At 62.9% G+C, this 19,821-nt stretch carries 20 protein-coding genes; 6 read left to right on the forward strand and 14 right to left on the reverse strand.

Annotated features, from left to right (window positions below):
• Positions 1 to 264: 264 nt before the first annotated feature.
• Positions 265 to 1,689 carry an amidase gene (locus tag KYT97_RS25730; protein ID WP_033232995.1) on the forward strand — a complete coding sequence of 475 codons (1,425 nt, stop codon included), beginning with the start codon at positions 265 to 267 and terminating at the stop codon, positions 1,687 to 1,689.
• Positions 1,690 to 1,695: 6 nt separating this feature from the next.
• Positions 1,696 to 2,256 (forward strand): TetR/AcrR family transcriptional regulator, encoded by a 561-nt coding sequence (locus KYT97_RS25735; RefSeq protein WP_033232993.1) that lies wholly within the window; start codon positions 1,696 to 1,698, stop codon positions 2,254 to 2,256.
• On the opposite strand, the gene era is transcribed toward KYT97_RS25735, so the two are convergent.
• The 5 genes from era to KYT97_RS25760 all read right to left on the reverse strand — a co-directional run bounded on the left by era (position 2,253) and on the right by KYT97_RS25760 (position 6,982).
• A complete protein-coding gene (era, locus tag KYT97_RS25740; RefSeq protein WP_033232991.1) occupies positions 2,253 to 3,170 on the reverse strand; it encodes a GTPase Era in 918 nt (305 codons plus the stop codon). The two genes, KYT97_RS25735 and era, sit on opposite strands and share 4 nt — an antisense overlap.
• Before the next feature lie 25 nt (positions 3,171 to 3,195).
• Entirely contained in the window at positions 3,196 to 4,500 is a 1,305-nt protein-coding gene (locus tag KYT97_RS25745) for a hemolysin family protein (RefSeq protein WP_116102885.1), read from the reverse strand.
• A 22-nt stretch (positions 4,501 to 4,522) separates the two neighbouring features.
• Positions 4,523 to 5,065, reverse strand: a complete 543-nt coding sequence (ybeY, locus tag KYT97_RS25750; RefSeq protein WP_033232989.1) for an rRNA maturation RNase YbeY — start codon at positions 5,063 to 5,065, stop codon at positions 4,523 to 4,525.
• 48 nt (positions 5,066 to 5,113) lie between these two features.
• Positions 5,114 to 6,202 carry a PhoH family protein gene (locus KYT97_RS25755; protein ID WP_033232988.1) on the reverse strand — a complete coding sequence of 363 codons (1,089 nt, stop codon included), beginning with the start codon at positions 6,200 to 6,202 and terminating at the stop codon, positions 5,114 to 5,116.
• Positions 6,203 to 6,301: 99 nt separating this feature from the next.
• A complete protein-coding gene (locus tag KYT97_RS25760) occupies positions 6,302 to 6,982 on the reverse strand; it encodes a TetR/AcrR family transcriptional regulator (protein ID WP_045066997.1) in 681 nt (226 codons plus the stop codon).
• Between the two features lie 98 nt (positions 6,983 to 7,080).
• On the opposite strand from KYT97_RS25760, the gene KYT97_RS25765 reads away from it, so the two are divergent.
• Complete coding sequence (locus KYT97_RS25765; protein WP_219110984.1) at positions 7,081 to 8,670, forward strand: MFS transporter; 1,590 nt, start codon at positions 7,081 to 7,083, stop codon at positions 8,668 to 8,670.
• On the opposite strand, the gene KYT97_RS25770 is transcribed toward KYT97_RS25765, so the two are convergent.
• The 5 genes from KYT97_RS25770 to hrcA all read right to left on the reverse strand — a co-directional run bounded on the left by KYT97_RS25770 (position 8,662) and on the right by hrcA (position 13,837).
• Positions 8,662 to 9,426: an alpha/beta hydrolase gene (locus KYT97_RS25770; RefSeq protein ID WP_219110987.1), complete on the reverse strand. Its 765-nt coding sequence runs from the start codon at positions 9,424 to 9,426 to the stop codon at positions 8,662 to 8,664. The two genes, KYT97_RS25765 and KYT97_RS25770, sit on opposite strands and share 9 nt — an antisense overlap.
• A gap of 14 nt (positions 9,427 to 9,440) precedes the next feature.
• Positions 9,441 to 10,679, reverse strand: coding sequence for a L,D-transpeptidase (locus tag KYT97_RS25775; RefSeq protein ID WP_095887776.1), 1,239 nt, complete (start codon positions 10,677 to 10,679; stop codon positions 9,441 to 9,443).
• Between the two features lie 119 nt (positions 10,680 to 10,798).
• Entirely contained in the window at positions 10,799 to 11,560 is a 762-nt protein-coding gene (locus KYT97_RS25780; protein ID WP_219110990.1) for a 16S rRNA (uracil(1498)-N(3))-methyltransferase, read from the reverse strand.
• A 2-nt stretch (positions 11,561 to 11,562) separates the two neighbouring features.
• Complete coding sequence (gene dnaJ, locus KYT97_RS25785) at positions 11,563 to 12,714, reverse strand: molecular chaperone DnaJ (RefSeq protein WP_033232981.1); 1,152 nt, start codon at positions 12,712 to 12,714, stop codon at positions 11,563 to 11,565.
• Positions 12,715 to 12,793: 79 nt separating this feature from the next.
• Entirely contained in the window at positions 12,794 to 13,837 is a 1,044-nt protein-coding gene (gene hrcA / locus KYT97_RS25790) for a heat-inducible transcriptional repressor HrcA (protein ID WP_033232979.1), read from the reverse strand.
• A gap of 99 nt (positions 13,838 to 13,936) precedes the next feature.
• Between hrcA and KYT97_RS25795 the strand changes: the two genes are divergently transcribed.
• Entirely contained in the window at positions 13,937 to 14,260 is a 324-nt protein-coding gene (locus KYT97_RS25795) for a type II toxin-antitoxin system VapB family antitoxin (protein ID WP_033232977.1), read from the forward strand.
• On the opposite strand, the gene KYT97_RS25800 is transcribed toward KYT97_RS25795, so the two are convergent.
• From KYT97_RS25800 to KYT97_RS25810, 3 genes are read right to left on the reverse strand one after another with little or no spacing between them, the layout of a single operon-like run.
• Positions 14,257 to 14,895 carry a CG0192-related protein gene (locus KYT97_RS25800; RefSeq protein WP_219110993.1) on the reverse strand — a complete coding sequence of 213 codons (639 nt, stop codon included), beginning with the start codon at positions 14,893 to 14,895 and terminating at the stop codon, positions 14,257 to 14,259. The genes KYT97_RS25795 and KYT97_RS25800 overlap by 4 nt on opposite strands.
• Before the next feature lie 27 nt (positions 14,896 to 14,922).
• Positions 14,923 to 15,732 (reverse strand): ABC transporter permease, encoded by an 810-nt coding sequence (locus KYT97_RS25805; protein WP_219110996.1) that lies wholly within the window; start codon positions 15,730 to 15,732, stop codon positions 14,923 to 14,925.
• Entirely contained in the window at positions 15,729 to 16,676 is a 948-nt protein-coding gene (locus tag KYT97_RS25810) for an ATP-binding cassette domain-containing protein (RefSeq protein WP_045066988.1), read from the reverse strand. Before KYT97_RS25810 ends, KYT97_RS25805 begins: the two co-directional genes overlap by 4 nt.
• A gap of 94 nt (positions 16,677 to 16,770) precedes the next feature.
• Between KYT97_RS25810 and KYT97_RS25815 the strand changes: the two genes are divergently transcribed.
• Together KYT97_RS25815 and KYT97_RS25820 are read left to right on the forward strand one after the other, a co-directional pair.
• The gene (locus KYT97_RS25815) at positions 16,771 to 17,487 is read left to right on the forward strand and encodes a TetR/AcrR family transcriptional regulator (RefSeq protein ID WP_245005927.1); all 717 of its coding nucleotides are present in this window, start codon (positions 16,771 to 16,773) and stop codon (positions 17,485 to 17,487) included.
• Between the two features lie 256 nt (positions 17,488 to 17,743).
• Positions 17,744 to 18,556 carry an RCC1 domain-containing protein gene (locus KYT97_RS25820; protein WP_219110999.1) on the forward strand — a complete coding sequence of 271 codons (813 nt, stop codon included), beginning with the start codon at positions 17,744 to 17,746 and terminating at the stop codon, positions 18,554 to 18,556.
• A gap of 4 nt (positions 18,557 to 18,560) precedes the next feature.
• On the opposite strand, the gene hemW is transcribed toward KYT97_RS25820, so the two are convergent.
• Entirely contained in the window at positions 18,561 to 19,763 is a 1,203-nt protein-coding gene (hemW, locus tag KYT97_RS25825; protein ID WP_219111000.1) for a radical SAM family heme chaperone HemW, read from the reverse strand.
• Positions 19,764 to 19,821 lie beyond the last annotated feature (58 nt).

The following is a 19,821-nucleotide window of genomic DNA, read 5'->3' on the forward strand; positions in this document are numbered from 1 at the left end:
ACCAAGAATCAGAGCAACGTAGGCCAAGTCGGCCATGAGCTTCCCTCTTCGACATCAAAAACCGTGCTGCAGTTCATCGCAGCCATGACGCACCAGGAGCGCTCTCCCAGCTTCGACCTGAAAATGCCGGCTTTGACGCTCTCTGACGATCCGTTTACACAGCGGACAACCGTCTTGACGGAATCTTGACGCGCCACCGACCGTCGTCGATACTGAAACGCGTTGCTGATCGGTCGCTCGATAAGTTCCGAATAAAGGAGTTCAATGCCGCCGAGACCGCATACGGAACTGCGCGATGCCCCTACCTTGATCGATCAGGTAGCCGGTCTGACGTCGGGCGCCACGTCGTCCGTAACGGCCACGACCGAGACACTCGACCGCATCGACGCAGCGCAGTCGACTCTCAATGCATTCAAGATCGTTCGCCGCCAGAAAGCACTCGAGGAAGCCGCCGACGCAGACCGCCGGCTTGCCCGCGGTGAGCGACTCCCGCTCCTGGGCGTACCCATCGCGGTCAAGGACGATGTCGACATCACCGGCGAGCCCACCGCATTCGGTTGCCCCGGCGACTTCCCCGTCAAGACGGAAGATTCCGAGATGGTTCGACGGTTACGCGCCGCCGGCGCTGTCATCGTCGGCAAGACCAACAGCCCTGAACTAGGCCAGTGGCCGCTCACCAGCGGTAGCGCCTTCGGATACACCCGCAATCCATGGTCACGTGAGCACACTCCCGGCGGTTCGTCCGGCGGTACCGCAGCCGCGGTTGCGGCCGGATTGGTCAGCGCCGGAATCGGTTCCGACGGAGCCGGGTCGATCCGGATACCGGCGGCCTGGACCAATCTGGTCGGCATCAAACCGCAGCGTGGCCGCATCTCCACGTGGCCCGACGCCGAAGCGTTCTACGGCCTGACCGTCAACGGACCGCTTGCCCGCACGGTCGCCGACGCAGCCCTTCTCCTCGACGTAGCAGCCGGAAACCATGACGGCGACCTACACACGCCGACGCCACTCACGGTCAGCGACGCGGTCGGCCGCGATCCCGGAAGGCTGAACATTGCTCTCTCCCTGCGTAATCCGTTCACCGCTACACCGGTCACACTCGATCCCGAAGTGCGAAGGGCTGTATATGCCGTCGCCGACACGCTGCGCAGCCTCGGCCATCGCGTCGTCGTGGACGATCCCGCCTACGGACTGATCTTCGGCCTCAACTTCCTGCCACGCTCACTCGTCGGGGTACACGATTGGCTCGGGCGCCTCCCCGACCCGGCGCTCGCAGACCCGAGAACTCGCGGAAATGCACAGAGCGGCAAGCTACTTCGCGGGGCACCGTTGCGTGCCGCTCGGGCGGCCGAGCCGAGAATGCGCAGGCGCATCGGCGCAATCTTCGACAAGTACGACGTCGTCCTTGCGCCAACCACGGCAACTCCGCCGATCCCGGTCACCGCTATCGACGGTATCGGCGGCTGGGAAACCGACAAGGTGATGACTGCGGCGTGCCCGTATGCCTGGCCATGGAATGTCCTCGGGTGGCCCTCGATCAATATCCCCGCGGGATTCAGCAGCGCCGGACTGCCGATCGGAGCACAATTGATGGGTAGCGAGAGCACTGAGCCGTTGCTGGTTTCGCTCGCCTCGCAATTGGAGTCGGTGCTCCGCTGGGATCAGAGTCGTCCTCAACAGTGGTGGTGAGCCCAAATGGCCGCAGTAGACATCCGAACAAGCATCCTCGACGCGGTACTTCACATCGTTGCCACCGAAGGTATCTCCGGTGTGAGTAACCGTCGCATTGCATCCGACGCCGGGGTGTCACTGGGTTCCGTCACGTATCACTTTCCGAGCCAGTCGGACATGCTCCGGGCCGCACTGTCCCGGTTTGCGGCCGAGGAGACTGCCCGCATACTCGAGCTCGTCGAGCAGTACCGCGACCAGGATTTGAGCGCGGAGGATGCGGCGGCCGCCACGGAGAGCATCGCGCAGGACATCGCTTTTGTGGTCGAGCGGATCGCACCGTTCGAGATGTTCGTCGCCGCAGGCCGCGATCACGAACTTCACCAGATAGCCGCGGAGTGTTTTGCGGCGTACGACTCTTTGGGAGTCGCAGTCCTGACCGCGCTCGGGGCACCTGATCCGGAATCCGTCGCGTCCTACCTCGTCGCGATGATCGTGGGCCTACAACTGCGCCGCCTGGCAACAGGTATCGACAACGCGGATGTTGCGTCGTCGATCCTGTTGGTACTCAAAGGGGCTGCGCCCTAGAACCCGAGCCGGCCCAACTGCTTGGGGTCGCGCTGCCAGTCCTTGGCAACCTTGACGTGCAACTCCAGGAAGATCCGCACACCGAGGAGCTTCTCGATCTGCAGACGCGCGCTGGTGCCGACTTCCCGTAGGCGCGCTCCGCCCTTGCCGATGACGATGCCCTTCTGGCTGGGCCGCTCGACATAGAGCAAAGCGTGGACGTCGAGCATCTCGCCCTGCTTCTCGGTGCGTCCTTCACGCGGAATGACCTCTTCGATCACGACGGCGAGAGAGTGCGGCAATTCCTCGCCCAGACCCTCGAGCGCGGCCTCACGGATGAGTTCGGCCATGAGCACCTCTTCGGGCTCATCCGTCAATTCACCGTCGGGGTAGAAGGCCGGACCCTCGTCCATCAGACCGGACAGCACGTCGACCAGTATCTCGACCTGCTCACCCGACTGGGCGGACACAGGCACAACTTCGCACTCGGGTCCGAGCAGGGTGGACAGTGCTAGCAACTGCTTGCCGACGGCGTCGCGGCTGACCTTGTCGATCTTGGTGACGATGCCGACCAACGTCGTCTTCGGCGCCATCTGGCGGACCTGCTGCACAATCCAGCGGTCGCCGGGGCCGATGGGCTCGTCAGCCGGAATGCATAGGCAAATGACGTCGACCTCGGAGTACGTATCGCGAACCAGGTCGTTGAGGCGCTGGCCCAGCAGGGTGCGCGGCTTGTGCAAACCCGGGGTGTCCACCAGGATCAGCTGGGAATTCTCGCGGTGCACGATGCCGCGGATCGTGTGGCGCGTCGTCTGCGGACGCGAGGACGTGATGGCGATCTTGCTGCCGACCAACGCATTGGTCAACGTGGACTTACCCGTATTGGGCCGGCCGACGAAACACACGAACCCCGACCGGAATTCCTTCTTACTCATACCTACTCCTCGTAGAACGTCTCGCTCAGTCATCGTTGTCTTCTGCCGCATCGTCTTCCGAGCGAGGCGCACGCTGCACAAAAACCGTGCTGATGCGCACACGTCCACGGCCGGTGTTCGTTCCCTCACCGCGCAGGATCAAACCGTCGTACTCCACCTCGGATCCGGGTAGCGGCACCCGGCCGAGCACGTAACCGATCAAACCGCCGACGGTCTCGACTTCGTCGTTCTCGAGTTCCAGATCGAACAGTTCGCCGAGGTCCTCGATGGGCAGGCGCGCCGAGACGCGGAACATCCCGTCACCAAGATCTTCGACGGGTGGTGTCTCGTCTTCGTCGTACTCGTCCGCGATCTCGCCGACGATTTCCTCGATGACGTCCTCGATGGTCGCGAGCCCGGCAATTCCGCCGTACTCGTCGACGAGGATCGCCATGTGGTTGCGGTCGCGCTGCATTTCGGCGAGCAGGCTGTCGAGTGGCTTGGAATCCGGAACGAATACCGCCGGACGCATCACCTCACAGACATTGACGCTGCGGCCGCCGTCGGGCAGGTGATAGGTCTGTTTCACCAGGTCTTTCAGGTACACGACACCAAGAACGTCGTCGACGTTCTCACCGATCACCGGTAGGCGCGAGTGTCCGCTGCGCACTGCCAACGATGTTGCCTGTCCGGCGCTCTTGTCGTTCTCGATCCACACCATGTCGGTGCGCGGCACCATGACCTCGCGGGCGGACGTGTCGCCGAGATCGAACACGGACTGGATCATGCGACGCTCTTCGTCGTCCACGACGCCGCGAGCCTGTGCCATGTCGACCAGTTCACGCAGTTCGATTTCCGACGCGAACGGCCCGTTCCGGAAACCTTTACCCGGCGTCAGCGCATTACCCAGAAGAATGAGAATGCGGCTGATCGGGCCGAGAAGAACACCGATCCACAACAGCGGCAACGACGCCGTCAGAGCGATCGAGTACGCATGTTGACGACCGAGTGTCCTCGGCCCGACACCGATCACCACGTACGAGACCAGCACCATGACAGCCGCCGTGGTCGTCAGAGCCCAGCCCATCGACATCACATCGATGAGTGCGCCTGCCAACACGACTGTTGCGGTGATCTCGCACAAAATGCGAAGCAACACCATAAGATTCACGTATCGCGGACGATCGGTCAGAATGCGTTGCACGCGCTCAGCGCCTGCTCGCTCCTCTTTTGCCATCTCGTCGATGCGTGCCGACGATATTGTGTTGAGCGCCGAATCCACGGCGGCGAAGAGTCCACCGACCGGGACCAGAGCAACGGCTAGTACCAACAGCGCGATTGCGCTACTCACTACAGATCCCCCGGCTGTTCGATTATCGGTCTGCGCCGTCGACGAACCCGGTCTTGCCGAGCAGTTTCTGATCTCGCTCCGCCAGCGCGGCCTCGCGTTCGATCCGACGCAAATCCTCGTACCACTCTTCGAGGAGACTGTTCTGCAGTCCGAACATCTCCTTCTCCTCTTCCGGCTCCGCGTGGTCGTAGCCGAGGAGGTGCAGCACCCCGTGGACCGTCAGCAACGCAAGCTCGTGGGCCAGTGAATGCCCGGCCTTGTCTGCCTGATCGGCCGCAAACGACGGGCACAGGACGATGTCGCCGAGCATCGACGGTCCGGGTTCCGGGGAGTCGGGGCGTCCGCCTGGCTCCAGTTCGTCCATCGGGAAGGACATGACGTCGGTCGGACCCGGAAGATCCATCCACCGGACGTGCAGATCTGCCATCGTCGCGGAGTCGACGAGAACCATCGACAGCTCGGCCGCCGGATGGACATCCATCCGTGCGATCACGAAACGGGCGACACTGATCAACTCCGGTTCGGAGATGTCCATGCCCGATTCGTTCGAGACCTCGATGCTCATGTGCGACGCTCTTTCCTGGGAAAAGTAGGGGTTGCTGCGTCGCTCAGCCTACCGTCGAGGTGAATGAGCATGCGCAGCGCGGCGTTGTGCTCGGTTGCCGAGCCTCGGCTCCCCGTCGCGATCCGTTTCGTGGCGTTCATAGGCGTCGACGATGTCGGAGACCAATCGATGGCGAACAACGTCGCTGCTGTCGAGCTTCGCGAAGTGGATATCGTTGATGCCCGTAAGGATTTCGGATGCCGCCCGTAGGCCCGATCGAGCACCACCAGGCAGGTCGACCTGCGTGACGTCTCCGGTGACAACGATCTTGGATCCGAATCCGAGCCTGGTGAGGAACATCTTCATCTGTTCGGCCGTGGTGTTCTGCGCCTCGTCCAGGATGATGAACGCATCATTCAGGGTGCGACCACGCATGTACGCCAGTGGCGCTACTTCGATGACCCCGGCTGCCATCAACTTCGGAATGGCTTCGGGATCCATCATGTCGTGCAAGGCGTCGTGCAAGGGGCGCAGGTACGGATCGATTTTCTCGTGCAACGTGCCGGGCAGGAATCCCAACCGCTCGCCCGCCTCGACGGCCGGACGCGTCAGGATGATGCGTGAGACCGACTTGGACTGTAAGGCCTGCACAGCCTTGGCCATCGCAAGGTACGTCTTACCGGTGCCTGCCGGCCCGATGCCGAAGACGATGGTGTTCTCGTCGATCGCGTCGACGTAGCGCTTCTGGTTGAGAGTCTTGGGACGAATTGTCTTGCCACGCCGCGACAAAATGTCGAGCGAGAGCACCTCGGCCGGGGACTCCCCGACCTCGTTGGTGAGCATGCCGATGGTTCTGCGGACGGCGTCGGGTGCGATGGGCTGCCCGCGCCTGGCCATCACGGCCAGCTCGGCGAATACCCGCTCCGCGAGAGCAACGTCGGCCGGCGTTCCGGACAGTGTGATGGTGCCGCCACGAACGTGAATATCGGCAGAAAGCTCACGTTCGATCGCGGTGAGATTTTCGTCCGTCGATCCCAGGAGTTGACGCACGGTCTCCGGCGCCAGGTCCATACTCGATCGGACGGTGCGCTCTGCCGGCAGAGCGCGCTCGGTAACGGTGGATGTACGGTTGCCGCCGAACTCACTGTGTTCACTCACGTGGAGAATATGGCCTGCTTCCTGGTCCGAAAGAGCCCGCTCGACCCGAGGGCTCCGATACCTCGAAGTCTAGCGCCCGAGTCCGACACCGCCCACTTGTTAATCCCCGGGCGCAACGGGCGGCACCGACTTTCGGATCCATTTCCAGGCGTCCGCGACTATCTCCGCACTGCGGTCCGGGCTGATCCCGACCAGGACGAGACACACGATCGCGAAGGACTCTCCCGAGTCCGTGATCACCCCACTGTTTGCCTGGTCGAACAGCGTGATGGTCACCGATTCGGTCATCGCAACCAAGGTTTCGGCCGGCAGATAGGTCGAGAAGATACCTTCCCTCTGGCCTTGCTCGACAACTCTGATGCTCAAGGCGCGAGCGGGTTCCATCAGGTCGAGGATGCGCTGCTCACCCAATTCTTTTCGGGCGAAACTGAGCAGCACCCGGAACCGATCTCCCACCGGCCAGGCCAACAACGCCAGCACGGCGGTCGCAAGTTCCGGGTTCTCGGGAGGCTCCCCCGCGCGACTCAATGCCGCCACCAGATCAGCGGACGCCTCGTCCACGATTCCGTTGATCAGGGCGTCACGGCTCTCGAAGTGTGCGTACACGGTCCGCCGCACGACGCCGGCGGCTTTTGCGACGTCGTCCATGCTGGCGTCGGGATCGACTGCAAATGCTGTGATCGCCGCTTCGATGATGCGACTGCGGTTCGCCCGCGCCTGACTGCGTCGCTGCCGCGTTGCCGGCACAGCAGTTCCCGATTCCGTCAACGCGTTGTCCACCTTCCTCGTGTGATCTACATCAATGATAGTTGCACAATGGTGTGCAAGTTATTAACTTACACAGCACTGTGCAAATAGATCAGAAACGGAGTCGCGCCATGACAACACTCGTGAGCAAACCGGTCACAGAAATGGACCAGCCGTATCCACGGCGATGGGCCGCGCTCGGGGTGCTGTGTCTGAGCTTGCTGATCGTGGTCATGGCCAACACGGCACTGATCGTCGCGGCGCCGGACATGACCCGCGACCTCGGACTCACCAGCACACAACTTCAATGGGTCATCGACGGCTACACGGTCCCCTACGCCGCGTTGATGCTGCTGTTCGGCGTGATCGGCGACAAGTACAGTCGTCGCGGTGCACTCCTCGCCGGGCTCGCGGTCTTCGCCGGCGGCGCAGTCTTCGGCAGCATTGCCGACACCACCAACGCCGTCATCGCGGCCCGCATGATCATGGGCGTCGGTGCTGCGATCATCATGCCCGCGACGCTGTCACTCCTGGTCGCGACCTTCCCGAAATCCGAACGCTCACGCGCTATCGCAGCGTGGGCAGCCACCTCGGGTCTTGCCATCGCGCTCGGCCCTCTGCTGGCCGGATGGATTCTCGAAAGTCATTCCTGGAGTGCCACATTCCTGATCAACGTTCCAATCGCAGCAGTTGCGGCCCTGGCCGCCGTATTCCTGGTGCCGCCGAGCAAGGCCGAGCACCTCGGTCGCATCGACTGGATCGGCGGCGCGCTGTCGGTTGTCACCATCGGCGCACTTGTCTACTCGATCATCAACGGCTTCCACTTCGGTTGGACCGCAGGACCCATCAGCGCAGCAGTGCTTGCCGCACTCGGCCTCGCGATGTTTGTCGTCTGGGAACTGCGTCATCCCCAACCGCTCCTCGACGTCCGTAAACTCGGTCAGCGTGTGGTCGGCGGCGCAACACTTGCCGTACTGCTTCTGTTCCTGGCCGCATTCGGCGCTATCTACTACATCTCGCAGCAATTCCAGTTCATTCTCGGATACGGAGCACTCGAGACCGGTGTCCGTCTGTTGCCCTTGGCAATTGCCGTGTCGATCGGTGCGGTGGTCAGCGGCCGGATCACCCCGCTGATCGGTGTACGCGCATCCATCGTCGGTGGCATGCTCATCGCTGCGATCGGCGTCCTCATCCTCACGCAGGTGGACGGTGACTCCGGCTACTGGATGTTCGCGGTCCCGCTGATCCTGCTCGGTCTCGGCATCGGCCTCAGTGAACCACCGGCCACCGACGCCATCATGGACAACTTCTCCGAGGACGATCTTGGCGGTGCCGGCGGTCTCAACGACACTGCCATCGAACTCGGCGGATCACTCGGAATTGCCATCCTCGGCTCGATTCTGGCTGCAAGCTACAAAGATTCGATTGCAGGATTCATCAGCGGAATGCAGGTCCCGCAACTGACCGGCGAACTGGCCGAGCAAGCCGCCTACGCACTTGAAGTATCCGGAGAATCCGTCGGCGGCGCTTCCCTGGTCGCCGAAGAGATGGCCCACAATCCATTGGCCGCGGCTCGAGCGCAGCCGCTACTCGACGCAGCCGGTGCCGCGTATGCCGACGCGATCTCGGCCGCCAGTTGGGCGGGCGGCCTCGCACTGCTCGTCGGCGCGATCGTCGTCGCGTTCATCCTGCCGGGCAAAAAGGCTCTGGTATCAGTGTGACGTAGCCGGTGGGTCTTCTAGAACCAGTTCACGGGAGACCCTCCACGACTCGGCCCCGGGCGAGAGAAACGCATCGTGCCCCTCGCCCTCGACCACACGCAATGCCACGGGATCACCGGCTGCCTGCGCCGCTTTCACATACCGCGCACTGACCTTGGCTGGGACTTGCAGATCATCGCTGCCCGTCACACATACGACGGGAACGCCGATCGGTAACCGATGTTGCGGCGACGCACTCCGATACAGATCCGGATCCGATTCGAAGGGGATGCCGAAAAGATCCTCGATGTAGCTGATCCGTCGACCACGCTCGGCCGCCGACGCAAGATCCAGTGCGGCGGCCTGCGCGACAACGCGCTCCGGGCGCGTGAACACGTCCTTCTCCCCCGCCAGCCAGACTGCGAGGTGCCCACCGGCGGAGTGCCCGACAAGGCGAACCTTCGTCAGGTCGAATTCGATCTCGGTAGCTTCGGCCACAATCCCGGGAATCGCGTCGTACGCGGTTTTCACGTCTGTGGACATCTCCGGCCAGCCGCCGCCGGCCCCGAGGCGCCGGTACTCGATGTTCCAGACCGCCACACCAGCTCGCGCGAGTTCGACGGCAAACGCGGTGCCGAGGTTCAGCCCGTACTGCCCGCTCCAGAATCCGCCGTGGATCTGCACGACAACAGGCACTGGGCCGTCAACGGTATCGGGAACGTACAGATGACCGAACTGCTGACCGTGGGAACCGTAGGAGATCTTGATCCGAGACACCAGGAAAACCTAGCTCAGGCGAGGGCGCTGCCCGCGGCCCACTGGTCCCAGGACAGGGTCCAGTCGCCGTTCTGCCACACCTCGAGCGGAGCGCCACCGGTGTTCTTGATCTCGACAACGTCACCGGGCTGTGCGAAGTCGAAGAACCATTTGGCATTGGCCGCACTGAGATTGAGGCAACCGTGTGACGTGTCGGTGTTGCCCTGAGCCCAGACGGTGCTTTCCAACTCGTGCAGATAGATACCGTCGGTGCTGATGCGCGTCGCCCAGTTGATGGTCTCCTTGTACCCGAGCCGCGAGTTGATGGGCAGACCGTACGTGGACGAGTCCATGATGACCGGGTTTGCCTTGTCCATGACGGTGTACGTGCCTGGTTGTGTCCAGAAGGACAGTGTGGTGTCGCCGATGGTTTCGGTTCCACCCATGCCCATGGACGTCGGCATTTCCTTGATCACCTGACCGTTTTCGTACACGGTCACCATCTTGGTGTTGTCGTCGGCAATGGAGATGTGGGAGTCACCGATCGTGAAGGCGACGGTGTCGTCCTGCTCGCCGTACAGACCCTTGCCTAACTCTTTGCCGTAGATGTTCGCGCTCACCGACACCGTGGTTCCCGGCGTGTAGTACTCCTGCGGGCGCCAGTGAACGTTCTGACTGTCCACCCAGTACCAGGATCCGGTGACCGGCGGATTGGTCGTCACCAGTAGCGACTTCTCGGCAGCGGCTTTGTCTCCGATCGATTCGTCGAAGTGAACCGCAACGACGGTGCCGACGCCGTAAGTGCCGCCCTCGGAGATCGACGCGCCGCCGGTGGTGTTGATGTATGCCCGCGTTTGATTGCTCGGGGCGACAGTCGTGAGCGTCGTATTCTTGGTTGTGGCAACACCATTCGAGTCGACTGCATCGACAACCAAGTCATAGGACTTGCCGTAGCCCAGTGGTTCACTCGGCTTCCACGCGGTCTTGTCCGGCGTGATGATTCCGGCGACGTCCTTACCCTCAGGGTTAGTGAGGGTGACACTGGTCAAAGTGCCTTTGGCGACCTCGACGGTGATGGGGTCGAGCGGGTTGATCGGAGTGCCGCCTTCTGCAGGCGACACCGAGATGACAGCGACGCTGGTTGCCGTGGTGGCAACAGCACTCGCAGCCGGATCGGCCTTGTCGTCAGTGGATACGGTGCACCCCGCAGCCAGCATCATTGCCGCGACGGCAGCCACCGCGCCTGCAACTCGCTTGTGCGCACGTGAGCGCATCATTCCTCCTGAGATTTCCGAACGAACCCGCGGAACGCCGCCGGGCAATTCAACGATAGTGGTCATGGCTGACACTTCGCTGAGCGCAAGGTCTCAATTGGCTTCAGATCACATACCGATCAGTGCAGCGGTCGTGGTCCCCAGCGATCGGTCAGAACACCGATGGCCCCCAATGCAACTGCGCCGGCCGTCGAGGTTCGCAGCACAGTCGGGCCGAGTAGCACGGGGGTTGCGCCCGCCTCCGCGAGTGCAGCGATTTCCGAGTCGTCGAGCCCACCTTCAGGTCCGACAACCAGAAATACTTCTTCCGCACTTGCCAGGGGAAGTGCCGCCAGCGCAGTGGTGGCCGACTCGTGCAGAACAGCTACCACGGCGCCGCGCGCAACGGCTTCGCGAACCACCGCAACCACAGCCGCGGTCTTGTGCAGCTCAGCGATCTCCGGAACAAATGCCCGGCGCGACTGCTTGGCCGCCGACACCGCGGCATTACGCCAACGAGCGACGCCTTTGGTGAGCTTCGCGCCTTCCCATTTGGCGACGCACCGCAGTGACTGCCACGGAATGACGGCATCGATACCGGCCTCGGTGGCCAACTCGACAGCCAACTCGGAACGCTCCGCCTTCGGCAATGCCTGAACGAGTGTCACCAGCGGCTTCGGTTGCTCGAGTACCTGTACGTCACTGACCAGAAGTTCCAAGCGGTCTTTCCCGGCTGCGATCACCTCGGCGTCGGCGACGCGGCCACGGCCGTCAGCCAGCACGAGGCGCTCACCGACACCGATCCGGCGGACGGTCGCCGCATGGCGACCCTCCGGACCGTCCAGAACCGCAGTCTCACCGACGCCCGGAACGGGGTCGAGGAAAAAGACCGTCGCAGCCACTGTCAGCGGCCGCTGAATGCTTCGCGAAGACGCGAGAACAACCCGCCACTGTTCTGCGACCCGGTGGAGACAACTTCGGCCTCGTCACGATCGCGGAGCAACTTGAATTCCTTGAGCAACTTGGACTGCTTGTTGTCGAGGCGACTCGGGATGACCACTTCGAGGTGAGCGTGGAGATCGCCGCGCGTACCGGACCGCAACTTCGGCATACCGTGTCCGCGAACAACGGCGACGTGACCGGGCTGAGTTCCCGGCTCGATGACGATTTCCTTGGGGCCGTCGATGATGGTGTCAACGGTGACCGTCGTACCCAGCGCCGCATCGACCATGGGGACACGAATGGTGCAGTGCAGATCTTCGCCGTCGCGGACGAAGACCTCATGCTGCTGCTCGACGATCTCGACGTACAGGTCGCCGGGATGTCCACCGCCGGGGCCGACCTCACCCTGCGCGGTCAAACGGATACGCATGCCGCCTGCAACACCCGCCGGAACCTTCACGGTGATGTCGCGCTTCGCACGCACGCGGCCGTCGCCACCACACTTGTGGCACGGATCGGGAATGGTCTCGCCGGCGCCGCGGCACGTGGGGCACGGACGTGACGTCATGACCTGGCCGAGGAACGAACGCTGGACAGACTGCACTTCACCGGCGCCGTTACACGTCTCACAACGGACGGGCTTGGAATCACCGTTCGTGCCGGCGCCCGTGCAGCTGTCACACAGAATCGCGGTCTCGACGGTGACGTGCTTGCTGACGCCAGTCGCACATTCTTCGAGAGTCAGTTTGGTGCGCAGCAGGGAATCGGCACCGGGTTGCACGCGTCCGCGAGGTCCACGGCCTGCGCCACCGCCGCCACCGAAGAACGCTTCGAAGACGTCGCCGAGGCCGCCGCCACCGAATCCACCGCCGAAGCCGCCACCGCCGCCCCCACCGGATTCGAGGGGATCGCCGCCGAGGTCCACGATGCGACGCTTCTCCGGATCGGTGAGAACCTCGTACGCCGTGGAGATCTCCTTGAACTGGGCCTGCGCTGCCTCGTCCGGGTTGACGTCAGGGTGCAGTTCGCGAGCCAGCTTGCGGTATGCGCGCTTGAGTTCCTGATCGGTCGCGTTCTTGTCGACGCCGAGCAATCCGTAGTAATCCCGTGCCACGTTTTTTCTCTCGTCCTTCTCTTACTTCTAGTTTTCCTCGTACCTCACGAAGAGGAACGTCGGCCTGCGGCGACGCACGTCATCGTTCGGAGAGGACTTCGCCGATGTATCTGGCAACGGCGGCAACCGATGCAATTGTTCCCGGATAGTCCATCCGAGTGGGACCGAGCACACCGACACCACCGAAAACGGTACCGGCCGCACCGTAGCCCGTCGAAATCACGGAGGTCCCGCGCATTTGCTCGACCTGAGTTTCTTCACCGATCCGGACAGTGACCATCCCGGCGTTCTGGGTCGATGCCAGCAGTTTCAGCACCACTACCTGCTCTTCGAGCGCTTCGAGAACCGCCCGCAACGAACCCGGGAATCCGGCCAGACCGGAGAAGTCGGAGGCGTTGCGCGTCAGGTTGGCCGTTCCGCCGAGGACAAGACGCTCCTCGGGATGCTCGACCAGCGTCTCGACCAGGATCGTCGCGGACCGGACAACGGCGTCGCGCAGATCGTCGGGAGCCTCGTCGGCCAGTTCGGAGACGGCGATGGACGCTGCTGCCAGACGCTTGCCTTCCAGCGCGCCGCCCAGCAGTGCACGCAACCTGGACAGATCCTCGTCCACCAGAACGTCACCCAACTCGACGATGCGTTGATCGACGCGCCCGGAGTCGGTGATGAGAACGAGAAGCAACCTCGCCGGGGTCAACGCCACCACTTCGAGATGACGGACCGACGACGCCGAGAGTGTCGGGTACTGAACTACGGCTACCTGCCGGGTCAATTGAGCCAGCAGACGCACACCGCGCCGCAGCACGTCGTCGAGGTCGACGCCGGATTCCAGAAATTCCAGAATGGCGCGGCGCTCGGGCCCGGACAGCGGTTTGACGTCGGCTATGCGGTCGACGAACTCACGGTATCCCTTGTCTGTCGGCACGCGCCCAGAACTGGTGTGGGGTTGGGCGATGTAGCCCTCGGCTTCGAGAAACGCCATGTCGTTGCGCACGGTGGCACTCGACACACCAAGGTTGTGACGCTCGACCAGAGCCTTCGATCCGACCGGATCCTGCGTGGAAACGTAGTCCGCGACAATTGCGCGCAGAACCTCGAATCGCCTGTCGTCGGTACTCGACATCGTTGCGACCTCCGTTTCCCGCGCGCTGTGTGCACTGATCTCAACTGGCAGTCTAATCGCCCGAGCGCCAGTCTCGGGTGGTGGCCTTACTGTGGAGTCATGATTTTCAAGGGCGTGATGGACGGCAAGCCGTATCCCGACCACGGACTGTCCCTTCGTGACTGGTCCAAATTTCCGCCGCGTCAGGTCCGGCTCGACGAGATCGTGACCACCACCAAGGTCCTCGAGCTTGACCGCCTTCTGTCGGAGGACTCCACGTTCTACGGCGATCTCTTCCCACACGCCGTCCAGTGGAAGGGCACCTTGTACCTCGAAGACGGCCTGCACCGGGCGGTGCGTTCAGCACTGCGGAATCGTGTCGTTCTCCATGCGCGAGTCTTCGACTACGACGCGATGCCCGGAATTATCGAAGGTTCGCACTAACCGATCTGCAGCGACGCGAGCAAGGCGCGCTCAGCCTGGCCGGGCCACGTTCCGGTCAGGGTGAGTTCACCTAATTCAGCGCCGGCGTCGATCACTCTGAACACCGTCAGTTCCAGCGTCCCGGATGTGATCGTTGTTGCCGAACCCATCGTTGTTGCCGAACCCGCGGTGGAGCAGTTCACCGCCCCGATCGACGGAACGTCTCCGGACCCGCTACCCAACACATGTGTTGTGACCTCACGGGCATTGCCGGGGTCAGCGAACTCCAGCGCCGCTTCGGTTCCTCCGGTGACGATGGTCGTTGCCAGTGCGCGGACATACACCGGATCGCAGCACGCGTCGTACACCCAGCGCTGCCCCAGGACGGAATGGTCCATGGTGGAGACCAGGAAGGCTTCCGCCCCGACTAGTGGAGCACCTCGATACGTGAGCGGGATCTGGAGAACCGCTCCGTCCGCAGTGCGGAGCAGATGCGTCTCGATGCCGACCTCGCCGTCCGGATCATCGAAGCGGTACGCGTCGATGTGCTCGAGGCTCGAGGTATCGGCGGATCCGACCCACGGTTGCCCAGGCACCCAAGCACTGAGCAGTTCGATCTTCGACGGATTCAATTGCGCACTGTGTATGAGGGCCACGCAGGTGAGGTTACTGCGACAGCGCGGTTACTGCGATGACGAGTAGCGCCGCACTGCAATCGGGATCGCGACCGCTAGCAGCACCGCAGTCCACCCGAACGCCGCGGCAACGGGATGCTGCATGGGCCACGATGCATCGGGCGCAACACTGGTACCCGAACCGAACAGCTCACGCAGCGCCGCGACCACCGCACTGACGGGATTCCACTCGGCCACCGTTGCAACAACACTCGGCATGGTCTCGGTGGGGACAAAGACGTTCGAGAGCATGATCGTCCCGAAGATCAGCGGGGCGAGCTGTTGGAGCAACTGCTCGTCCCGGATGGCACTGCCGAGCACGATCCCGAGCCACGCGAGTGCCCACCGGAATGCGACGAGCAGCACGATCGCAAGCGCCACGTCTGTGGCCGACGCGTCGATCCGCCATCCCGACAGATACCCGACTCCCGCCATAGCGGCCAAAGCCACTGCGCCGGTGACGGTTTCCGCCAGTGCCAGACCCGCAGGCATAGCAACAGGATGGATGGGCAATGCACGAAGTCGGTCGGTCAGGCCGCTGTGCAGATCGGCATTCACTGTCGAAGCGGTGACCACCAAGCCCATCGACGCAACAAGGACAAGTACACCCGGAGTGAGGTACGACCGATACGCGGCCCCGTCGGCGCCACCGGACAGCGCACCACCGAAAACGAAACCGAACAACAGCATCATGCCAAGGGGCGCAGCAAGAGTCACTGCAACCAGTGCGGGCGCGTGGCGATACACCGCAACGATCCGCATGAACAGGATTCGGGTGCCGGTGAACGCCGAGACGGCACTTCGGGTGGGCGTGGTCATGCGGAAATCCTCTCGCTGGTGTGGCCGGTGAGGGCCAGGAAGGCGTCGTCGAGTGTTGCCCGGCGACGCCCGATGTCCTGCACGGCAATTCCGGCGTCGTCGAGCGCCCGCAGTATCGGCAGCAGCGCGATCGACTGCCCGCCGAAGGCAAAGGACAGTTCCGTCGCCGAATCGTGAGAAGCACCTGGCCGGCCGCCGAATCGCCCGACAATCTCAGCGACCTCACCACATCGGTGCCCGTCGGCGATCACCACGTCGAGACCTGTTCCCACAGCCTCGACGATCCCGTCCGGGGTTCCGGCAGCAACTACTTTTCCGGCATCGATGATGGTGACGCTGTCCGCCAGCTTGTCGGCCTCGTCGAGGTATTGGGTGGTCAGTACGACGGTCGTACCGTCGTTCACGAAACTTCGTACGTATTCGTAGATTTCGTGTCGGCTTCGGGGATCGAGACCCGTCGTCGGTTCGTCGAGGAACAGAACGGCCGGGCGCACCACCATTCCCGCGACGATGTCGAGTCGCCTTCGCATGCCGCCGGAATACGTCTGCACCTGCCGGTCGGCAGCATCGAGGAGTTCAAATCTTTCTAGTAGTTCCCCCACATGCAGACGCGCAGCCTTAGCCGCATATCCATTGAGCCGAGCAAACATAGCGAGATTCTCGGCGCCGGTCAGACGAGGATCCACGGCATGAAATTGTCCGACCAGTCCGATGTTCTTCTTCACCTGCGCGGCGGCCAGGACTGTGTCGAAACCGAGAACACGAGCGCTGCCCGCACTGGGTCGCAACAGCGTGGCAAGCATCCGCACGATCGTCGTCTTGCCGGAACCGTTCGGTCCGAGCAACGCATGAACAGTCCCCGCGGGGACGCTCAGATTCACACCGTCGACCACCGTGCGTTTTCCGTAACACCTGGTGAGTGATTCCGCTTCGATAGCCGGCATGTCTACCTCCTCAATTGGGAACACTGTTCGCAATTAGAGAATAGACAACTGCGAACAGTGTTCGCAACTACTGAAGTGGGGCATGCTTGGTGCTATGACCAACGCCGGACCACCGGCCTCGCTGTGGCTGCGAGGCGAGGACACCAAACGAGGACCCCGCCCGGCTTACACGCTGGAACAACTTGCCGACACGTGCGTCCGAATCGCCGACGACCAGGGGCTCCGCGCAGTGTCGATGCGCGGTGTCGCACAAGAACTGGGCACGGCCGCCGCGTCGTTGTACCGGTACGTCAACGGCAAGGACGACCTGATGGCGCTCATGGCCGACTCCGTCGGGGCCGAATACGACTACCCGCCACTGACCGGAAACGTGCGCACCGACGTCCTCGCCATCGCCGTGCAGTCGCGGGCGATTCACCGCCGACACCCTTGGCTCAGTCAGATCCAGCCGACCGGCCTCGGCCCGCAGTCGATGCGCTACCTCGACCAGATGGTCGGCGCGCTGTCACCGACCGGCCTGAGTGCACCAGCGACGATGACCGGAATCGCACTACTCACAGGCTGGGTTACCAGCTTCGCAGCGCAAGAATCTGCGGGAATGTCCGCCCGCTCCTCTGCCAACAGCGGGGCCGAACACATCGGCGCACTACTCGCCCACGGCGACTATCCGCACCTGGCGGCACTGTATGCGAGCACCGATATCAGCACACCCACAACAGAATCAGCACCCACAACAGAATCGATAGACAACAACACGGCATTCGAAGCCGGAATCGACGCACTACTGTTCGGCATCGCCCCGAATAATTGAGCCCCCACCACCACATCGCAGTGGCCAGTTTCGTCCACACGCACATAGTGGCCAAAAATGGCCCTAAATAATGCGTGCTTTTGACCCAACTGTCCGTTATCTTTGCTCAGTGGTTACCGACGGTGCCACACCGCCCCTGTGCGGGATTTTGCCGCAGAGAGGCACAGCCATGGTTCACCGGCGCCGATTACGCCCTGTCAGTCGTTTACAGGGTCTCGCCGTCGTATTGACTGGAGGTGTGCTCACTCTTGCTGCTGTGGCAATCGCTGCGGCTGGAACAGATGACATGCCGGTCGAACCACTCGGAAACGTGGCCTCCTGGGGATGGGACGGCTCCGCCCTCGCCGCAAAGACCCCTCGAGGTAGTGGCTTCACCGCCTACGCCGAAGGCGGCAGCCATTCGCTGGCGCTGAAATCCGACGGCACCATCACATCTTGGGGAAACGACGGCTCCAAGCTGGTCACGAACACCCCCACCGGTAGCGGCTTCACCGCCATCGCCACCGGCACCTACCATTCGGCGGCACTGAAATCCGACGGCACCATCACATCCTGGGGCTGGGACACCTACAAACAGGTCACGAACACACCTATCGGCAGCGGGTTTACCGCCATCGCCGCCGGAGACAGCCATTCGGTGGCGCTCAATGCCGACGGCACCATCACATCCTGGGGAGACGACGGCTTCAACCAGGTCACGAACACCCCCACTGGAAACGGCTTCACTGCCATCGCCGCCGGCAACTACCACTCGGTGGCATTGAAATCCGACGGCACCGTCGTCTCCTGGGGAGGCGACAGCCACCGGGTGGTCACCGGCTCTCCTCGGGGCAGCGGTTTTACTGCGGTCGCCGCCGGCGCACACCATTGCGTGGCACTGAAATTCGACGGCACCATCACCTCGTGGGGCTGGGACAACGACAAGCAGGTCACGAATACGCCCAGGGGTAGCGGCTTCACCGCCGTCAGTGCCGGCGCCAACCATTCGTCGGCCCTGAAATCCGACGGCACCATCATCTCCTGGGGCGATGACAACTTCACACAGGTAACGAACACCTACCCGAAGTAGCCGCTCAGGTCAGTACCGTGCGGATGACGGCGTCAGCAAGCAGCCGACCACGATCGGTCAGGATCAGATGGCCGTCGTCGACGATCGCCAAACCGTCGGCGACAACCTGATCGGCCGAATCACGTTCGGACACAGTCAATTCCGATAACGGCAGGCCGGTGCGCAACCGTGCGGTCAGCATCACCCGCTCCATGTGAATGTCGTCGGCGGACAGTTCCTCACTGCCACCGACGGGCAGTTCACCCTGTACGAGTTGCTCCGCGTAGCGCGCCGGGTGCTTGACGTTCCACCACCGCACTCCGCCGACGTGACTGTGCGCGCCGGGACCGGCACCCCACCAGTCGCCGCCGTCCCAGTAACCGAGGTTGTGACGGCAACGGGTATCCCCGGATTCGACTGTTTCCGCCTTCGCCCAATTGGAGACCTCGTACCAGGACAATCCAGCCTCGGACAGCCGCGCGTCGATCCGTTCGTACCGCGACGCCAACACATCGTCGTCGGGCGCGGGCAATTCACCACGGCGAACCTTGCGTGCCATCGCAGTGCCGTCCTCCACGATCAGCGCATAGGCCGAGACGTGATCGACGTCGGCGGAAAGAACTGCATCCAAGGAAGCATCGAGATCAATATCCCGCTCCCCCGGCGTTCCGTAGATCAAGTCGAGGTTCACGTGCGCAAACCCTGCCGCGCGCGCCTCTTTTGCGGCCGCTACTGCCCGGCCCGGTGTGTGCGTGCGGTCCAGGATCTTGAGCACATGCTGAGCCGCCGACTGCATACCGAGAGAAATTCGCGTGAAACCGGCACTGCGCAGGGCGTCGAAAAACTCCGGCGACGTCGATTCGGGATTCGATTCCGTCGTGACCTCGGCGCCGGGAGCCAGACCGAAACTGCTCCGTACTGCCTCGAGCACCTCGGACAGACCGTCGCCGCCCAGCAGCGACGGGGTTCCGCCACCGACAAACACCGTCTCGGCCGCCGGTGCTCCGGTCATCTGCGCCGCGAGGTCGAGTTCGCGTTTGAGCCCTTCAAGCCAGGACTGCGGCGACGCCGAGGTCCCCAACTCGCCCGCGGTGTACGTGTTGAAGTCGCAGTAGCCACATCGCGTCGCACAGAACGGGACGTGGACATAGATCCCGAACGGCCGCGTCCCGACGCCCTCGAGCGAGCGAGCGGGCAACACGAAGGGGGTTGTAGCGGTGACATTCACTCCACCAGTCTCCCAGCATCGCGCGTGCCGACCTATTCGCCGACCTGGCCGGACCACC

It is taken from the genome of Rhodococcus globerulus, assembly GCF_019334125.1.
Classification (GTDB): Bacteria; Actinomycetota; Actinomycetes; order Mycobacteriales; family Mycobacteriaceae; genus Rhodococcus_F; species Rhodococcus_F globerula.

Bases quoted from the DNA above. Each gene is read 5' to 3' on its own strand.
- KYT97_RS25735 (WP_033232993.1), top strand. From the start codon at position 1,696: ATGGCCGCAGTAGACATCCGAACAAGCATCCTCGACGCGGTACTTCAC.
- KYT97_RS25775 (WP_095887776.1), bottom strand. From the start codon at position 10,679: ATGCGCTCACGTGCGCACAAGCGAGTTGCAGGCGCGGTGGCTGCCGTC.
- KYT97_RS25805 (WP_219110996.1), bottom strand. From the start codon at position 15,732: ATGACCACGCCCACCCGAAGTGCCGTCTCGGCGTTCACCGGCACCCGA.
- KYT97_RS25730 (WP_033232995.1), top strand. From the start codon at position 265: ATGCCGCCGAGACCGCATACGGAACTGCGCGATGCCCCTACCTTGATC.
- hrcA (WP_033232979.1), bottom strand. From the start codon at position 13,837: ATGTCGAGTACCGACGACAGGCGATTCGAGGTTCTGCGCGCAATTGTC.
- KYT97_RS25765 (WP_219110984.1), top strand. From the start codon at position 7,081: ATGACAACACTCGTGAGCAAACCGGTCACAGAAATGGACCAGCCGTAT.
- ybeY (WP_033232989.1), bottom strand. From the start codon at position 5,065: ATGAGCATCGAGGTCTCGAACGAATCGGGCATGGACATCTCCGAACCG.
- KYT97_RS25795 (WP_033232977.1), top strand. From the start codon at position 13,937: ATGATTTTCAAGGGCGTGATGGACGGCAAGCCGTATCCCGACCACGGA.
- KYT97_RS25815 (WP_245005927.1), top strand. From the start codon at position 16,771: ATGACCAACGCCGGACCACCGGCCTCGCTGTGGCTGCGAGGCGAGGAC.
- era (WP_033232991.1), bottom strand. From the start codon at position 3,170: ATGAGTAAGAAGGAATTCCGGTCGGGGTTCGTGTGTTTCGTCGGCCGG.
- KYT97_RS25810 (WP_045066988.1), bottom strand. From the start codon at position 16,676: ATGCCGGCTATCGAAGCGGAATCACTCACCAGGTGTTACGGAAAACGC.